This is a genomic window from Proteus sp. HMSC14B05 (assembly GCF_001808035.1).
In the GTDB taxonomy this organism is placed as follows: domain Bacteria; phylum Pseudomonadota; class Gammaproteobacteria; order Enterobacterales; family Enterobacteriaceae; genus Proteus; species Proteus mirabilis.
The window spans coordinates 53469-70311 of sequence record NZ_KV791993.1; the positions used below are offsets into that span (position 1 = coordinate 53469).

Genomic DNA, 16843 nt, shown 5'->3' on the forward strand with positions numbered 1-16843 from the left:
AAAATATAATGCAATTCGCTATTGGTTAAACTGATCACAGCAGATCATCTCTATACTGCTACATTAAAATTATCGCTCAAGTTAATTTCAATTATCTTATGACGTTTCTATTTATTTAGAACCCTACTAAAGAGCCTATTGTATGATAATTTCTAAACAGCAGTTACACCAATTAATCAAAAATAAGTTACATAATGCAGGACTGAATGAAAACCATGCAGACATTGTTGCCGATGTATTAGTTCATGCTGATATGAAAGGAATTCATTCCCATGGTGCTGTACGTGTGGAATATTATGCTGAGCGCATTAGTAAGGGAGGAACAAATACGCATCCTAAGTTTACTTATCAAGAGACAGGACCTTGTAGTGCGATTTTTGATGGTGATAATGGTGCTGGACATGTTGCTGCTAAGCAGGCCATGGAGCACGCGATTAATATGGCACAAGAGAAAGGCATTGCTGTTGTTGGGGTTAGACGTATTGGTCATAGTGGGGCGTTATCCTACTTTGTAGAACAAGCCTCTGCATCTGGAATGATTGGTATTTCACTTTGCCAATCGGATCCTATGGTAGTGCCATTTGGTGGATCTGAAGTTTATTATGGCACTAATCCTATCGCTTTTTCAGCCCCGAGTGCAGATGATAAACCTATTACCTTTGATATGGCGACGACGGTGCAGGCATGGGGTAAAATTCTCGATGCGCGGGCTAAACATAGTGACATTCCTGACACATGGGCGGTAGATGAAGCGGGCAAACCAACCTGTGATCCCTTTGCAGTAAAAGGTTTATTACCTATTGCGGGACCAAAAGGGTATGGCTTGATGATGATGGTTGATGTATTGTCTGGCATTTTATTAGGATTACCTTTTGGTAAACATGTTAGCTCTATGTATCATGATTTGACACAAGGTCGTGAATTAGGCCAGCTCCACATTGTGATTAATCCAGCCTTCTTCACTGATGCTGATTTATTTAAAAAACACATTTCTCAAGTAATGGCTGAGTTAAAGAGTATTAAGCCTGCAGTCGGTTTTGAACAGGTATTATATCCTGGGGAAAATAGTCAGCTTGCAGCGCAGCGAAGCGAAAAAGAGGGGATAGAAATCGTTGACGAAATTTATCATTACTTAAATTCTGATGTATTATTTAATCAATCTTATGATAATAAAAACCCATTTGCCAGCTAAGTTATATTAATAAAAAAACAGCCATCCATTAATTAGGTGGCTGTTTTTGGGTTATCCAAAATTATAAAATATTTAACTGACTAATTTACCGATATTCGATTCTGCGGTTTTATTTAAAGAAACTTTATTCCCACCATCACCATTATTGTCATTGTTATCAGTATGGTTATTAGTCATATTACCCATATTTTTCTGATAGAAAATATGGCGATATGATCCATACATTGCAGTAAAAGAGAGTGGAATAGTGATAAATAAGCCTAATCCAAATGGGATAATACTCAAGCCAATAATGATGCTTAACAGCACAAAGAATAGAAAGCCACCAAATAAGTTGTTTTTAACCGCCATAAAACTGGCTTTAACGGCAGGGATAGCTTTATAGTCATTTACTAAAATTAAGGCAGGGGCAAACCAATAAGAGGCAGTACTGATTAAGCTAAAAATGATAATAATGATAGAAGAAAACGTAATTGGTGTCAGGTTATCAGCCAATAAGCCTTGAATATAGTAGGTTGGTGCATCATTAAGAGCGGCTTGAGCAACTTCCATCAATAATGAGCCACTGATTAATAGTGCTAAAATAAAGCCTGCTAAGATAATAAGCACACTAATACCATAAGCACCCATGATGCTAAGGTAGCGTTTGTTCTGGAAACCAGAAAATAAATTATCCAGATTTAGCTGACCAGTCTCATATTGCTGATGGGCTATCATCATAAGCCCGGCAACTAATACAGCTGAAATAAACGGGGAGATAATCGGCCCAATAAGTGGGATAAATCCAAGGATAGATGAGATAATTAAGTTAACAAGAAAGTAAATAATTACAGCGCCTACCCACATAAAAAAGCGCTCTTTAACTAAATCCCAGCCAATACCTAACCACTCGGTTGCCCCTGAGGCACCTCTTTGTAGAGGAACTGGCGTAAACACCTCTTCTGGCTCCGTAAGCGATGAACTATTATCTTGTTCCATTTTTTTCTCTGCCTTAAAAATAATTAATTGTTTATAAATATAACTTTTTATAATTCATATCATATCTTTTTATTTTGTAATTAATCAATACTATTAAACTAAAGAATGCTTAAGGATAATCTTAGAAACTTCTAAATGACCATTAGAATGAGTAACAATTTTATATTGTCATAATTAACTGCAATGGTCGTTATTAAAAATATCTTTATTTGAGGTATGGAAAACAATATTTTTTAATTTAGTGGCTGGTGCTTTCTCAAAAGAACATGCCGCAGGGAGGGGAAAACTTGATGGCAGTTTTACATAAAAAAAGCAGTACATTGTGCACTGCTTTTTAAAATGGGGGTGTATAAAAGCTTAATACATCACTTTATGACCATAAGATGCAATAATTGCTTTAACATTTTCCATCGTCTCTTTTGACGGTGGATGAATACCATCGAGTTTATACTCTTCTCCTAAAGCAACCCATTTATGTTTACCTAATTCGTGGTAAGGGAGAAGCTCGACTTTTTCGATATTTTTCATATCTTTTATAAATTCGCCTAAACGATGAGCAGAATCATCATCATCAGACCAACCGGGCACAACTACGTAACGTATCCAGGTTTTTTGGCCTCGTTTAGCTAAATAGCGGGCGAATTCCAGTGTACGTTGGTTAGAAACACCAACCAGTTTTTGGTGAATGTCATCATTCACTTGTTTTAAATCCAGCATGACTAAATCAGTCACGTCCATTAATTCATCGATGACAGGATCATAACGGCGTACAAAACCGTTAGTATCTAAGCAGGTATGGATATTTTCTTTTTTACAAGCACGGAACCAATCACGTACAAATTCTGCTTGTAAGATAGCTTCACCACCAGAAGCAGTAACGCCACCACCAGAGGCATTCATAAAGTGACGATAAGTCACTGCCTCTTTCATTAATTCATCAACTGTGACGATTTGCCCACCATGAGTATCCCATGTGTCACGGTTGTGACAATAGAGGCATCTCATTAGGCATCCTTGGAAGAAAACAATAAAGCGTATTCCGGGACCGTCAACAGTACCGCAGGATTCAAATGAGTGGATACGACCAAGTACGGACATAACAGGGTTACTCCAAAACTGTCTAGATAAAAAGGCCCCAAAGTAGGGGCCTTTATTCTAAGCGATTTTATCTACTTTCTCAGTAAATAAATGCATGAGTTATCAAATTACATTGTTTGAGTGAATGTACGAGTGATAACGTCTTGTTGCTGCTCTTTAGTTAATGAGTTGAAACGGACTGCATAACCAGAAACACGGATAGTTAATTGAGGATATTTCTCAGGATCTTCCATTGCTTCTAACAGCATTTCACGATTCATTACGTTAACATTCAGATGTTGGCCACCTTCGATATCCGCTTCATGATGGAAGTAACCATCCATCAGACCTGCAAGGTTTGCTTTACGAACATCATCATCTTTACCTAACGCGTTAGGTACGATAGAGAAGGTATAAGAAATACCATCTTTCGCGTAAGCAAATGGCAGTTTAGCAACTGAAGTTAATGAAGCAACTGCACCTTTTTGGTCACGGCCATGCATTGGGTTAGCACCTGGTCCGAATGGTGCGCCAGCACGACGACCGTCTGGAGTGTTACCTGTTTTCTTACCATACACAACGTTTGAAGTGATGGTCAGAATTGACTGAGTTGGCACTGCGTTACGGTAAGTGTGCAGTTTCTGAATTTTCTTCATGAAACGTTCAACTAAGTCACAAGCGATATCATCAACACGAGAGTCGTTGTTACCAAATTGTGGGTATTCACCTTCAATGTTGAAGTCTACGGCTAAACCGTTTTCATCACGGATTGGTGATACTTTTGCATATTTGATAGCAGACAGTGAGTCAGCCGCAACAGATAGACCTGCGATACCACAAGCCATAGTACGGTATACATCACGGTCATGAAGTGCCATCAGTGCTGCTTCATAGCTGTATTTATCGTGCATGTAGTGGATAACATTCAGTGCAGTAACATACTGAGTTGCTAACCAATCCATAAATTGATCCATACGGTTCATCACAGTATCAAAGTCTAACACTTCGTCCATGATAGGTGCGTGTTTTGGACCTACTTGGATTTTCAGTTTCTCATCCACACCACCATTGATGGTATACAGTAAGGTTTTAGCTAAGTTTGCACGAGCACCGAAGAACTGCATTTGTTTACCCACAACCATTGGGCTAACACAACATGCAATTGCATAGTCATCACTGTTGAAGTCAGGACGCATTAAGTCATCATTTTCGTACTGGATTGAAGAAGTATCGATTGAGACTTTAGCTGCATATTTTTTGAAATTAATAGGCAGTTGTTCTGACCATAGGATAGTCATGTTTGGTTCTGGTGAAGGACCCATGGTGTACAGGGTATTTAAGAAACGGAAAGTATTCTTAGTTACCAAAGTACGACCATCTAAACCCATACCACCTAATGATTCTGTTGCCCAGATTGGGTCACCAGAGAATAATTCATCATACTCAGGAGTACGTAAGAAACGAACCATACGTAATTTCATGACTAAGTGGTCAATTAATTCCTGAGCTTGTTCTTCAGTCAACAGACCTGCATCGAGATCACGTTGGATATAGATATCTAAGAAAGTAGATACACGACCGAAGGACATTGCTGCGCCGTTTTGAGATTTAACAGCGGCTAAGTAACCGAAGTAAGTCCATTGTACTGCTTCTTTCGCATTTTGAGCTGGGCGAGAAATATCACAACCATATTTCGCAGCCATTTCTTGGATTTGACCTAATGCAGCGTGCTGCTCTGCGATTTCTTCACGCAGTTGGATAGTCATTTCCAGATCTTCACCTTTTTCCAGTTTTTCTTGTAAAGAGGTGAATTGAGCGAATTTGTCTTTACGTAGGAACTCAATACCGTACAGTGCAACACGACGGTAGTCACCGATGATACGGCCACGACCATAAGCATCTGGCAGACCAGTTAAGATACCTGATTTACGGCATTTTAAGATGTCTGGAGTATAAACATCGAATACACCTTGGTTGTGTGTTTTACGATATTCAGTAAAGATTTTTTTCAGCTCTGGATCTAGCTCACGGTTATAAGCGTGGCAAGAACTTTCAACCATACGGATCCCACCGAATGGGATGATTGCACGTTTTAGAGGTGCATCAGTCTGTAAACCGACGATTTGTTCTAAATCTTTTTCGATATAACCCGCATCGTGTGAAGTGATAGTTGAAGCAACAGAAGTATCAAAATCAACCGGCGCATGAGTGCGGTTTTCAATTTTGATGCCTTCCATAACTTGTTCCCAAAGTGTATCAGTTGCTTTAGTGGAACCTGCTAGGAAAGATTCGTCGCCTTCATATGGAGTATAGTTTTTTTGAATAAAGTCACGAACATTAACATTGTTCTGCCATTCACCTTCAGAAAAACCTTTCCATGCTTCAGCAAATTTTTCATTTAAATCAGACATGATACTTCTACCTTTTTACAATGGAACTTAAGAAATCAGTCATAACTGCACGGATTAATGTTTATCGCCGCGCAGATGCATTAACCAGTATACCAGACCGACTAGGACTGCTCCGCCGATAATATTACCGATAGTGACTGGCAATAAATTATCAACGAGGAAATTTGATACTGTTAGATTTGAAAATTGTTCTGGTGATGCACCTACTGTAGTCCAGAATTCTGCCGGTGCAAAATTCTTAATTACAATACCTAAAGGAATAAGAAACATGTTAGCGATACTGTGCTCAAAGCCACTCGCCACAAACATACCGATAGGTAAAATAAGTGCAAAGAGTTTATCAATTAAAGTTCGACCTGCATAACTCATCCAAACTGCAAGACAAACCATTAAATTAGCTAAAATACCTAAACAAACTGCTTCAATAAAGGTGTGCTCAACTTTATGCTGTGCAGTTTGTAATACATTCAGACCCCATAACCCATTAGCTGCTGCATATTGACCTGCAAACCACATTAAGGCAACAAAGAACAGGGCGCCAATAAAGTTACCAATATAGACATTTATCCAATTAGCGAACATCTTAGCCCAAGAAATACGTCCTGTCGCTTTAGGAATAATGGTGAGTACAGTTGAAGTGAATAAGTCTGCACCACAAACAACCACGAGCATTAAGCCTAAAGAGAAACAAATTCCTCCAACGAGTTTAGCGAGACCAAATGGAACAGATGCGGTGCCTGTAGTCGCTGTAATATAAAAAACAAACGCAATTGAAATAAACATTCCCGCAGTAAAAGCAGATAAGTAAGTTGTTGGGATATGTTTGTTTGCTTTATAACAACATGCATCATCGGCAACTTTTGCCATATCAGCAGGTGATAATAAATTAAAAGGGCTGTCAGCTTTCATACTAACACTCTCTTATATGTTGGAATAATTATAGCACGCAATAATAGTAGCAAAGGGTCTTACTCCTAAAGTTGATATGGATCATAGTCGCTTATGAGAGACGCAATTTTAGTACGTAAAAACCGGCTAAATTAGCTATAATTATTTGATTAATAATAAGAAAAAATTTTTTAAATTTTATCAAAAAATTTTAGCCTGGCTGGATAAACAAAGTAAAAAGTAAATATAACGTATTATTTATTTTTATTAGCGTTAACAGATAAAAATAAAATTTAACGCTCCATTTACTTTTGCGCTAAATATAAACATTACTTTATTTGTGGGTAATCTAATTGATTACGCCAGCCTTAAAACCATTATAAAAATACGGTTTTTAAATTTTTGAGATCTAGGTAAACAATTAGCAATTTAAACTATATTTTTGTGGTTTTTTTAGATTAAAAAGTTAACCTTATCTTTTTGTGTCGTATTTAAAACTTAAAATCGTCACTTTTGACATATTTGACACTTTTGTCATTTGACATAATTGTCATGGTGGCAAAATTGTCGTTATATTTTTTTATATATAATAAAACACTCTACTAATAAGTAGAGTGTTTTGATTTTAAACAAAGCGATTATTAATCAGTTAAAAATAATTATTTAATAAATAACCTTAAATAAAATAATGTTATTTATTCGATTGACGTTTTGCTTGTTGTAATTTTTCATACGCGGCTAATAAAGATTGATGAACAGGCAAATTCGCTAATGATGGAGCTATGGGTTGCAAGCCATAAAAAGGTTGTTTACCTTCAATTGCATTTAATGCAGCTTGCAGTGTTTCCTCGCCATACATACGAGAAAAAGCCTCCATATATTGTGCAGGCTCACGCTCATGCTCTTCACGTAGGAGTAAAAGATTATGCAGGCAACGATAATAATTTTGACGCGCTGGTGTAAATAATGATGCGTTAAAATCTTGTGTCCACTCAACCCAAACTAATGCTTGTTCTAAATCGCCACCAGCGAGTGCTAACATTGATTTTAATTCACCTACACGTAAATGACTCCAACCATTATCTTTACCCGGTGCAATACCAATCATTTCTCTGATACGAGTAAAGTCATCTAAGCCATCTTCATCAAATTGGCCAATAAGTGAGAGGTACTCTTCTTTTGTGCCATGACTTGTTGGTAAAGAAAGAATGGTGTCACGCCAATGGACACCCATAATGTTATTGGCTAGTTGCAGATCTTCAGCAGGATAAATATCGGATAAGCCAGGGACTAAAATACGGCAAGCATAAACCCCTAAATGGTTATAATCCATAATATACACTTCTGCATCACATTGCTGGCACAGTGACATTAATGTGTGGAATTCTTCTTCGGTTGAACCACTGAAATCCCAATCAACAAATGGATAGTCTGCATCTTTTTTAAACAGATCCCAACTAATTAAACCACTAGAGTCGATAAAGTGGGTTTCAAGATTAGTGTGATCACCGACTTCTTCATCATCAAAACTCGGTGGATTGAAAACATCGAGATCTTTAAGGCTACGGCCTTGCAATAACTCAGTAACAGTACGCTCTAATGCCACACCAAAATCGGGATGAGCACCAAAAGAAGCGAAACAAGTCCCATTTTGTGGGTTAAACAGCACGACGCAAATAACGGAGAATTGTCCCCCTAAAGAAGCATCAAAACTAAAAATAGGGAAGCCTTCTTTTTCTAATGTCGTAATAGCTTCAATAACAGCAGGATAACGAGCTAAAACTTCATGGGGGATTTTAGGCAAGCTAATTCTTTCGCTGATAATTCTATTTTTGACATAGCGTTCAAACACTTCAGAAAGCCCTTGCACTCGAGCTTCATTTTGCGTATTTCCTGCTGACATACCATTAGATGCATAAAGATTTGCAATGATATTAACAGGTATATATACAGGTGTTTTATCTGATTGGCGAATAAACGGTAAGGCACAAATACCACGTTCTGAATTACTTGATTGTAAATCAACCAGTTCACTGCCACATAGCTCACCTTCAGGATCGTAAAATTGACGTAAACGTGCATCTAATAAGCCTTCAGGTACAGCATCATCATCTGTCAGTGGAAACCATTTTTCATTTGGGTAATGAACAAACTCACCTTCTGCAATATCAGCACCTAGCCAGAAATCAGAAAAGAAATAATTGGTTGAGAGACGTTCAAAATATTCGCCTAATGCTGAAGCCAATGCTGCTTTTTTAGTAGCACCTTTGCCGTTAGTAAAACATAACGGACAATCTTTATCACGAATATGAACAGACCAAACGTTAGGAACAGGATTTAACCATGAAGCTTCTTCAATGTTAAAACCTAACTGAGTTAATTTTTGCTGAAAGCTAGCGATAGAGTCTTCCAGTGCGGCATCTTTGCCGGGAATAAATGTTTGTGACATGGCAGGTTTCATCAATATTTTACGAGTGATAGTTAGGGGCACATGATACTGAAATCGTCGCTAATGCACTAATTATTTCTCGTGTCGGTTGATTTTAAATAACATTCCTTATCATTAATGCACTAATATATTAGTTCTTTTGATAAATTCGTTCTATTTATCACGGAATTACTGATAATAAATCATCATAATTGGACGCGATTTTATAGACTCATAAGGATTAAAAAATGATAAGAAAAACATTGCTAGCCAGCTTATTAACCGTAATTAGTGGTACCGTTTTTGCTTTACCTAATGTGACAATCCTCGCAACTGGGGGAACCATCGCAGGGGGTGGTGACTCTGCAACTTCTTCAAGCTACACCGCAGGAAAATTAGGCATTGATACATTGATTAATGCCGTACCTGAGGCAAAAAAAGTGGCTAACTTAACAGGCGAGCAAGTGGTTAATATTGGTTCGCAAGATATGAACGACCAAGTGTGGTTAAAACTGGCGAATAAAATTAATACGGATTGTGATAAAACAGACGGCTTTGTGATAACCCATGGTACAGATACGATGGAAGAGACCGCCTATTTTCTTGACTTAACCACAGCATGTAAAAAACCGGTGGTGATGGTAGGGGCAATGCGCCCAGCAACAGCATTAGGTGCTGATGGTCCATTAAACCTCTATAATGCCGTGGTGGTGGCAAGTGATAAAGCATCTGAAAATCGTGGTGTATTAGTTACCATGAATAATTCGGTGATTAGTGGTAAAGATGTTGTCAAAATGAATACGACAGAAGTGCAAGCATTCCAGCCGATTAATGCAGGTGCTCAAGGTTATGTTCATGATGGTAAAGTACACTATTACACTGCTGCAACACCACGCGCTGAGAAAGTTGCCTTTGATGTCAGCAAATTAACCGAATTACCAAAAGTAGGTATTGTTTATAACTATGCTAATGCATCTGATTTACCGGCTAAAGCGTTTATAGATAACCACTTTAAAGGTATTGTTAGTGCAGGTGTCGGCAATGGTAACTTATATTCTGACATCTTAAATACTTTAGCAGATGGTGTAAAAAAAGGTGTTGTTGTGGTTCGTTCAAGTCGTGTTCCGGTTGGATTTACCACACAAAATGGTGAAGTAGATGATGCAAAATATGGCTTTATTGCTTCAGAACGTTTAAATCCACAGAAAGCAAGAGTGTTATTACAGTTATCTTTGACAGAAACACAAGATCCCGCCACGATCCAAGAAAACTTTGAAAAATATTAATTAGATTTTTTGTTTTTTAGTTAAATCAGAAAACCATCCGCTGATAAATAGCAGATGGTTTTCTTTGTTAAATATTATTTAATTTTGCGTAATTTAGTATAAATTTTGATATCTTCTCTATTGTTTTGAATATTATTCATATTTTTATCGCGAGTGTATAATCGTTCAGTGTTGATAACACCATTATTTATCAGCTTGCTATCCTCACTAATATCTAAAGTTAAGTTTTTCATTTGGCTAATAGTATTTTTGGGTATTAACCCTATGTATGTCTCGCTATAGTTATTGTTATTTTTACCAGTATTAAGCCAATATTGCATGCCAATAGTTCCACTTTCCATATTATAGAAGAAAGACTTATTTTGCAGATCTAAATATCCGCCTCTGGCGAGAATATATCCATGGTTATTAAATGTTGTTTTATTTAGATTAAGTTGTATGACATTTTTACTACGGTTACTACTTTCTAAACTACCATAATTATAAATAGTAGTATCAGAAGCATTAATAATGATATTTTTAGAAGAGATTAAACCTTGTTTTTTAGGATCACCATTTTTATCACCTAATATTATCTGATTGGGGAGATTATTTCTTTTTATATGTGAGCGCATGGCGTATTCTTGTTTTAAGATACTTTCACCTTCTTTAATTATTATATCTCTTTTACCTGAATAAATATTTATATCTCCTTTAGAGGATATAAAGCCGTTTTCTAACTTAATGTTATTAGATATGATATTAAGTTTATTAAAAGAATGACTAGAACTACGGTCATTTTTATTACTGAATACAATTTTTCCAATATGTTCAATTGATTTTCCACCCCTATATCCTTTATTTATAGGAGCGATAGCTTTTTCTAAGCGGTAGCCGATTAATTCATCATTATTATTATTGATAACAGGTTTCCCTGTTGTTAACGTTTCTTGTAATGTATTCGAAAAACTACAATTATGGCATTCAATACCATTTGGGTTGGCTATAACAACATGAGCTGCATTGCCAGCTACCGCGATATTCCCCGCTAAGAATGACGTTGCTCCATTAACCACTTCATTAATAATAGTCTCAGCGGCAACCTCTTTATTATTTAAAATAATGCCAGCATCAGTTACATCAAATGTATCATATTTATTATGAGAAATACCTTTGGAATTTTTTGGTGCTATTAATATTTCTGCTTGTTTAGGATTAATTTCATTAGGTTTAACTATTGTTGAAGAGTCTTGATTAATAGAAATATGATCAGAATAATATTTATAGTTAGTTTGTTCTACGGCCTGGCATATTGATGGTGTGTATATTACGCCAATTATTATTGCATTTCTTAATTTCATATGTTTACCCTTGTATATTATTTAGGGCTAATTTAGCGATATTAAAAACATAAATAAAGATAGTCAGGTTTAAAAGGCGTTTATTTATAAAAAATAAAAAGGCTATTTTTTTAATAGCCTTTTGGGTTATATGTTATTAATGTTTTCTTATATTGGAAACAACGATTTTTGCAGTAATAAATGCAATCAGTGGGGTAATAGAAAATACAATAAATAACCAATGGGCTGCATTTTGTGCGCCAGCAATACCTCCGGGGTTGGTTAATCCTGCCATATTTACAACAGTACCTGAAATGGCAGCACCTACAGCGGTTGAAAATAGCTGAATAGTGGTGATTGACGTCGCCGCTTTTTGCGCTTCTTCCCCTTGAGAAACCTGTAATACACGAGTGAGATAATGAGGCCAAGCCATGCCAATTCCTGCACCTGTAAAAAAGAGGGCTAGACAAATAATAATCACTTGCCCATAAGGTAAAAGGAGATAATTTGAAATTAATAAGCCAAGAACAATTATGGCAGTAAAGTTAATGGCAGGGCCGATACGCATAAGACGCTGAGCAATACCGCTTGGTTGAGATGAAGAGATAATAGCCGAAAAAGACCAACCAGCACCGACTAAAGCAGCTAAATAACCGGAAAGTAACGGAGTAATACCATGGATCATTTGTAAAAAATAGGGCACAAACACTTCTGTCTGAACACTTATTCCTAGCAATGCCATAGTCAGATAAATAGGGGATAGTGGGGCTGAAAAAGAGAATGTTCCTTTAGGAAAAAGCCCATCATGAGATCTCTTATCGATATAAATTAATAATAAGATAAAAATAATTGCTAATAGAAAAGATAAAATATGATATAGCGTAACGTGATACAAGCTACCGATTGAGATAGATAACACTGCTAATATTAATAAGGTAAGTTGTAGGTAGGGAAGTGATGTTTTTTTGTTAGCAATATCAGCACTGTTTTCCTTAGGAAGGATAGTAAACAGTAGAATAGCATAAGGAATGCCTACACAAAGAATAGACCAAAAAGCACCCCGCCAAATATTATATTCTGCAAATATTCCTCCTAATGCGGGACCCAGCAACGTTGATATTCCCCACATACTGGACATTAACGCCATAGCTCGAGACCATAATGGTTGCGGAAACATCACCCTGACCAATGAATAAGCTAAGGCCAGTAACATTCCGCCCCCCGCACCTTGAATAAATCGGCCAACCAACAAGATTGGCATTGAAGGGGCGGTAGCACAGATAATAGAGCCTGCTAAAAAGCAGAGTGTGGCAAATAAGTAGCTATTACGTGGCGCGAGCAAAATTAATAAACGAGAAGTCAACGCTGAAGAGAGAATGGATGCCAAAATAAAAACGGTGGTATTCCATGCATATAAATTAAGCCCCCCGATATCACGAACAATAGAAGGTAGGGTGGTAATGGTGATATAGACATTAATAGCATGTAATGCCACTCCCCCTGCTAAAGCGAGTGATTTTAGACTATTTCGTCCTTTAAGTAGCATTCCCCAGCTCGCATCTTCCTTTTTATACTGACTCCCCGACATAAAATACTCCTAACGATTATTTTTGTGTGCTACACATAATACGTAAGTTTACAAAAGTCATTGCGCCAATTAGAGGAGAATGATACAACCGATAGAGGTCGTTTTGTCAAAACATATTCAGATAGGGTGAATTTGAATGAGTCAGGTATATAACTTTAGTGCAGGTCCGGCCATGTTACCGGCAGAAGTTCTTCGTCGTGCAGAATTAGAATTATGCAACTGGCACGGATTAGGGCGTTCTGTTATGGAGATCAGCCACCGCAGTAAAGAATTTTTGGAGGTTGCCCATCAGGCAGAGCAAGATCTACGGGATCTACTCAATGTACCAGAAAATTATAAAATTCTGTTCTGTCATGGTGGCGCTCGTGGTCATTTTGCGGCATTACCGCTTAATTTGTTAGGTGAGAAAACCACCGCTGATTATATCGATGGAGGATATTGGGCTAAAAGTGCTGCCGATGAAGCGGAAAAATATTGTTCACCTAATATCATTAAAATAAAGACAGAAATTGACGGTAAAATCGCGGTTAAGCCAATGAAAGAGTGGCAATTAAGTGATAATGCAGCCTATGTGCATTATTGCCCAAATGAGACTATCGATGGGATTGCTATCCACGAAGAGCCGGATTTTGATGATAAAAAAATTGTTATTGCCGACTACTCTTCCGCTATTTTATCTCAGCCACTTGATGTTAGCCGTTTTGGCATGATTTACGCTGGAGCACAAAAAAATATTGGTCCTGCGGGGTTAACATTGGTAATTATTCGCGAAGATTTACTGGGTAAAGCACGTAAAGAAACCCCTTCAGTATTTGATTACACAGTACTGGCTGAAAATGACTCCATGTTTAATACACCGCCGACTTTTGCTTGGTACTTATCAGGCATGGTGTTTAAATGGTTAAAAGAGCAAGGTGGCTTGCAAGAGATAGCAAAACGCAATTATGAGAAAGCGACACTGCTTTATAGTGCGATTGATAACAGTGATTTCTATATTAACCGTATTGCAACAGAAAACCGCTCTTTGATGAACGTACCTTTCCAAATGTCTTCTCCTGCTTTAGATGCAGTTTTCTTAAAAGAAGCTGAAGAGCAAGGATTAGTTGCGCTGAAAGGGCACCGTGTTTCAGGCGGTATGCGTGCATCTATTTATAACGCAATGCCTTTTGCTGGTGTACAAGCATTAGTTGATTTTATGGCTGATTTTGAGCGTCGCCACGCTTAATGGTTACCTTTTCACTGCTGCAAAACCTGTCTTATTGGCAGGTTTTCTGATAATTAAAGCACAGAGAGCCAATAACTGTTATCTCTGTGCCAATATGGCAAATAGATAAATATTAATTACGATAATCATACTATTTGACATTATTACACAGCGTCTCTACCTATTTTGACTTATCTAGCGGAGCTTTTACCTGTTTATGGAATCGTTGACATTACAACCCATCGTACATATTGAAGGCACTATCAATTTACCCGGATCAAAAAGTGTCTCTAACCGTGCACTTTTATTGGCAGCTTTAGCCAAGGGAAAAACGCGTTTAACTAATTTATTAGATAGTGATGATATTCGTCATATGCTCAATGCGCTAACCGCCTTAGGGGTACAATATCAATTATCAAATAATAATACGGTATGTGATATTGAAGGGTTAGCAGGTTCTTTTCATCCCCAGCAGCCACTTGAGCTTTTTTTAGGCAATGCAGGAACAGCGATGCGCCCATTGGCGGCAGCTTTAAGCCTCGGAGAGCACGATATTGTTCTTACGGGTGAGCCTCGTATGAAAGAGCGTCCTATTGGTCATTTAGTGGATGCGTTACGTCAAGGGGGGGCAAAAATTGATTATCTTGAACAAACGGACTATCCGCCACTACGTGTTTGTGGGGGATTTTCGGGCGGGAGTGTTGATGTTGATGGCACCGTTTCCAGCCAATTTCTGACCGCATTACTAATGATGGCGCCTTTAGCTCAGCAAGATACCACTATTACCATTAAAGGTGAATTAGTCTCTAAACCTTATATTGATATCACGTTAGCCTTGATTAACACTTTTGGTGGAGAAATTGAAAATCAAAACTATCAGCGTTTTATTATTAAAGGTGGTCAACAATATCAATCTCCGGGTAAATATTTGGTTGAAGGCGATGCATCTTCTGCCTCTTATTTTTTGGCGGCAGCCGCCATTAAAGGAGGGATCGTGCGAGTAACCGGCATTGGTAAAAATAGCTTGCAAGGTGATATCCATTTTGCGTCTGTGCTTGAAAAAATGGGGGCTACAATACGTTGGGGTGACGATTATATAGAGTGTGAACGTGGCAAGTTAAAAGGGATAGATATGGATATGAATACTATTCCTGATGCGGCAATGACGATTGCTACGACAGCGCTTTTTGCTGAGGGTGAAACGACTATCCGTAATATTTATAACTGGCGGGTAAAAGAAACCGACCGTCTATCTGCCATGGCGACAGAATTACGTAAAGTTGGTGCGATGGTTGACGAAGGTCGCGACTACTTAACTGTGATACCGCCTAAACAGTTAACGACGGCTGAAATAAAAACCTATAATGATCACCGGATAGCTATGTGTTTTTCACTGGTGGCATTGTCTAACACGCCGATTACTATTCTTGATCCTGGCTGTACGGCAAAAACATTCCCTGACTATTTTGAAAAACTAGCAAGTATTTCTCATGCAAAAGTTTAATTAAAATAGCATCAATTAAATCGATAGTATTGGCTTTTCTCTAGTACGATACTATCGATTTTCTTAATTTAAGCGTGTTTTTATTCTATAAATAAGTAGATTAATAAAAAATTATCTTTAAAAAGCACAGCTTGTTTTTAACTGCTTGTTTCCTCCTCTAGAGAGTATGCGTATAATGACGCGCAATATATTAATACTGTTTTTCTCTGTTTAGAGCTTATGTTGTAGAACGCCATAGGTTCACGGCAGTAAATATAGAAAAACAGTACCCATGAAAAGGAGAAACTCATGGCGGTTATCGTCCCTGTAATTACTGTTGATGGGCCTAGCGGAGCAGGTAAAGGAACATTGTGTCAAGCATTAGCAAAAGCCTTTGGTTGGCATTTACTTGATTCCGGTGCTATTTACCGTGTATTAGCATTAGCAGCATTACATCATCATGTGGACATTACATCAGAAGATGCATTAGTGCCTTTAGCGGCGAATTTGGATGTGCGCTTTATTCCTAATGAAAATGGATTAAGTGTTATTCTGGAAGGTGAAGATGTTTCAACCGAAATTCGTACTGAAACCGTTGGCAACACAGCGTCACAAGCAGCAACGTTTCCTCGCGTAAGAGAAGCATTATTACGCCGTCAGCGTGCATTTCGTACTGCACCGGGATTAATTGCTGATGGCCGAGATATGGGCACAATCGTTTTTCCTGATGCGCAAGTAAAAATATTTCTTGATGCCAGTGCGCAAGAGCGTGCACGTCGTCGCATGTTACAGTTGCAGGAGAAAGGCTTTAATGTTAACTTTGAGCGCCTTTTATCCGAGATAAAAGAGCGTGATTATCGTGATAGAAATCGCGCAGTAGCGCCTTTGGTTGCGGCAAAAGATGCATTAATTCTCGATTCAACAAGCTTATCTATTGATGAAGTTATTGAAAAATCGTTAGCTTATGCGAAAAAAATCTGCAATTAACA

Annotated in this window: 12 protein-coding genes; 5 read left to right on the top strand and 7 right to left on the bottom strand. The window is 37.7% G+C overall.

Annotation, left to right across the window (positions count from 1 at the left end; translation table 11 throughout):
* The first annotated feature begins 142 nt into the window (after window positions 1-142).
* Window positions 143-1192 (top strand): ureidoglycolate dehydrogenase, encoded by a 1050-nt coding sequence (allD, locus tag HMPREF3129_RS11180; protein ID WP_004247622.1) that lies wholly within the window; start codon window positions 143-145, stop codon window positions 1190-1192.
* A 72-nt stretch (window positions 1193-1264) separates the two neighbouring features.
* Here the strand turns inward: allD and HMPREF3129_RS11185 are convergent, their stop codons facing one another.
* The 5 genes from HMPREF3129_RS11185 to ycaO all read right to left on the bottom strand — a co-directional run bounded on the left by HMPREF3129_RS11185 (window position 1265) and on the right by ycaO (window position 8995).
* Window positions 1265-2170 (bottom strand): BPSS1780 family membrane protein, encoded by a 906-nt coding sequence (locus tag HMPREF3129_RS11185; RefSeq protein ID WP_004244574.1) that lies wholly within the window; start codon window positions 2168-2170, stop codon window positions 1265-1267.
* A gap of 357 nt (window positions 2171-2527) precedes the next feature.
* Window positions 2528-3268 carry a pyruvate formate lyase 1-activating protein gene (gene pflA / locus HMPREF3129_RS11190; protein ID WP_004244575.1) on the bottom strand — a complete coding sequence of 247 codons (741 nt, stop codon included), beginning with the start codon at window positions 3266-3268 and terminating at the stop codon, window positions 2528-2530.
* A 107-nt stretch (window positions 3269-3375) separates the two neighbouring features.
* Window positions 3376-5658, bottom strand: coding sequence for a formate C-acetyltransferase (gene pflB / locus HMPREF3129_RS11195; RefSeq protein ID WP_004244576.1), 2283 nt, complete (start codon window positions 5656-5658; stop codon window positions 3376-3378).
* 54 nt (window positions 5659-5712) lie between these two features.
* Window positions 5713-6567: a formate transporter FocA gene (focA, locus tag HMPREF3129_RS11200; protein WP_004244577.1), complete on the bottom strand. Its 855-nt coding sequence runs from the start codon at window positions 6565-6567 to the stop codon at window positions 5713-5715.
* Between the two features lie 670 nt (window positions 6568-7237).
* The gene (gene ycaO, locus HMPREF3129_RS11205; RefSeq protein ID WP_036920028.1) at window positions 7238-8995 is read right to left on the bottom strand and encodes a 30S ribosomal protein S12 methylthiotransferase accessory factor YcaO; all 1758 of its coding nucleotides are present in this window, start codon (window positions 8993-8995) and stop codon (window positions 7238-7240) included.
* Window positions 8996-9222: 227 nt separating this feature from the next.
* Here ycaO and ansB point away from each other — a divergent pair, with 227 nt between their 5' ends.
* Window positions 9223-10260, top strand: a complete 1038-nt coding sequence (ansB, locus tag HMPREF3129_RS11210; RefSeq protein ID WP_004244579.1) for an L-asparaginase 2 — start codon at window positions 9223-9225, stop codon at window positions 10258-10260.
* A 74-nt stretch (window positions 10261-10334) separates the two neighbouring features.
* Here the strand turns inward: ansB and HMPREF3129_RS11215 are convergent, their stop codons facing one another.
* Both HMPREF3129_RS11215 and HMPREF3129_RS11220 read right to left on the bottom strand, forming a co-directional pair.
* Window positions 10335-11600 carry a two-partner secretion domain-containing protein gene (locus HMPREF3129_RS11215; RefSeq protein ID WP_036920029.1) on the bottom strand — a complete coding sequence of 422 codons (1266 nt, stop codon included), beginning with the start codon at window positions 11598-11600 and terminating at the stop codon, window positions 10335-10337.
* A gap of 136 nt (window positions 11601-11736) precedes the next feature.
* Complete coding sequence (locus HMPREF3129_RS11220; RefSeq protein WP_004247627.1) at window positions 11737-13167, bottom strand: MFS transporter; 1431 nt, start codon at window positions 13165-13167, stop codon at window positions 11737-11739.
* 136 nt (window positions 13168-13303) lie between these two features.
* Between HMPREF3129_RS11220 and serC the strand changes: the two genes are divergently transcribed.
* The 3 genes from serC (at window position 13304) to cmk (ending at window position 16841) form a co-directional block, all read left to right on the top strand.
* On the top strand, window positions 13304-14392 hold the full coding sequence (gene serC, locus HMPREF3129_RS11225) for a 3-phosphoserine/phosphohydroxythreonine transaminase (RefSeq protein ID WP_004244582.1): 1089 nt from the start codon (window positions 13304-13306) through the stop codon (window positions 14390-14392).
* A 196-nt stretch (window positions 14393-14588) separates the two neighbouring features.
* Entirely contained in the window at window positions 14589-15875 is a 1287-nt protein-coding gene (gene aroA, locus HMPREF3129_RS11230; RefSeq protein ID WP_004247629.1) for a 3-phosphoshikimate 1-carboxyvinyltransferase, read from the top strand.
* Between the two features lie 288 nt (window positions 15876-16163).
* On the top strand, window positions 16164-16841 hold the full coding sequence (gene cmk / locus HMPREF3129_RS11235) for a (d)CMP kinase (RefSeq protein ID WP_004244585.1): 678 nt from the start codon (window positions 16164-16166) through the stop codon (window positions 16839-16841).
* Window positions 16842-16843 lie beyond the last annotated feature (2 nt).

Coding starts and splice junctions, on each gene's coding strand:
- ansB (WP_004244579.1), top strand. CDS start 9,223: ATGATAAGAAAAACATTGCTAGCCAGCTTATTAACCGTAATTAGTGGT.
- HMPREF3129_RS11220 (WP_004247627.1), bottom strand. CDS start 13,167: ATGTCGGGGAGTCAGTATAAAAAGGAAGATGCGAGCTGGGGAATGCTA.
- focA (WP_004244577.1), bottom strand. CDS start 6,567: ATGAAAGCTGACAGCCCTTTTAATTTATTATCACCTGCTGATATGGCA.
- HMPREF3129_RS11215 (WP_036920029.1), bottom strand. CDS start 11,600: ATGAAATTAAGAAATGCAATAATAATTGGCGTAATATACACACCATCA.
- aroA (WP_004247629.1), top strand. CDS start 14,589: ATGGAATCGTTGACATTACAACCCATCGTACATATTGAAGGCACTATC.
- HMPREF3129_RS11185 (WP_004244574.1), bottom strand. CDS start 2,170: ATGGAACAAGATAATAGTTCATCGCTTACGGAGCCAGAAGAGGTGTTT.
- serC (WP_004244582.1), top strand. CDS start 13,304: ATGAGTCAGGTATATAACTTTAGTGCAGGTCCGGCCATGTTACCGGCA.
- pflA (WP_004244575.1), bottom strand. CDS start 3,268: ATGTCCGTACTTGGTCGTATCCACTCATTTGAATCCTGCGGTACTGTT.
- allD (WP_004247622.1), top strand. CDS start 143: ATGATAATTTCTAAACAGCAGTTACACCAATTAATCAAAAATAAGTTA.
- ycaO (WP_036920028.1), bottom strand. CDS start 8,995: ATGTCACAAACATTTATTCCCGGCAAAGATGCCGCACTGGAAGACTCT.
- pflB (WP_004244576.1), bottom strand. CDS start 5,658: ATGTCTGATTTAAATGAAAAATTTGCTGAAGCATGGAAAGGTTTTTCT.
- cmk (WP_004244585.1), top strand. CDS start 16,164: ATGGCGGTTATCGTCCCTGTAATTACTGTTGATGGGCCTAGCGGAGCA.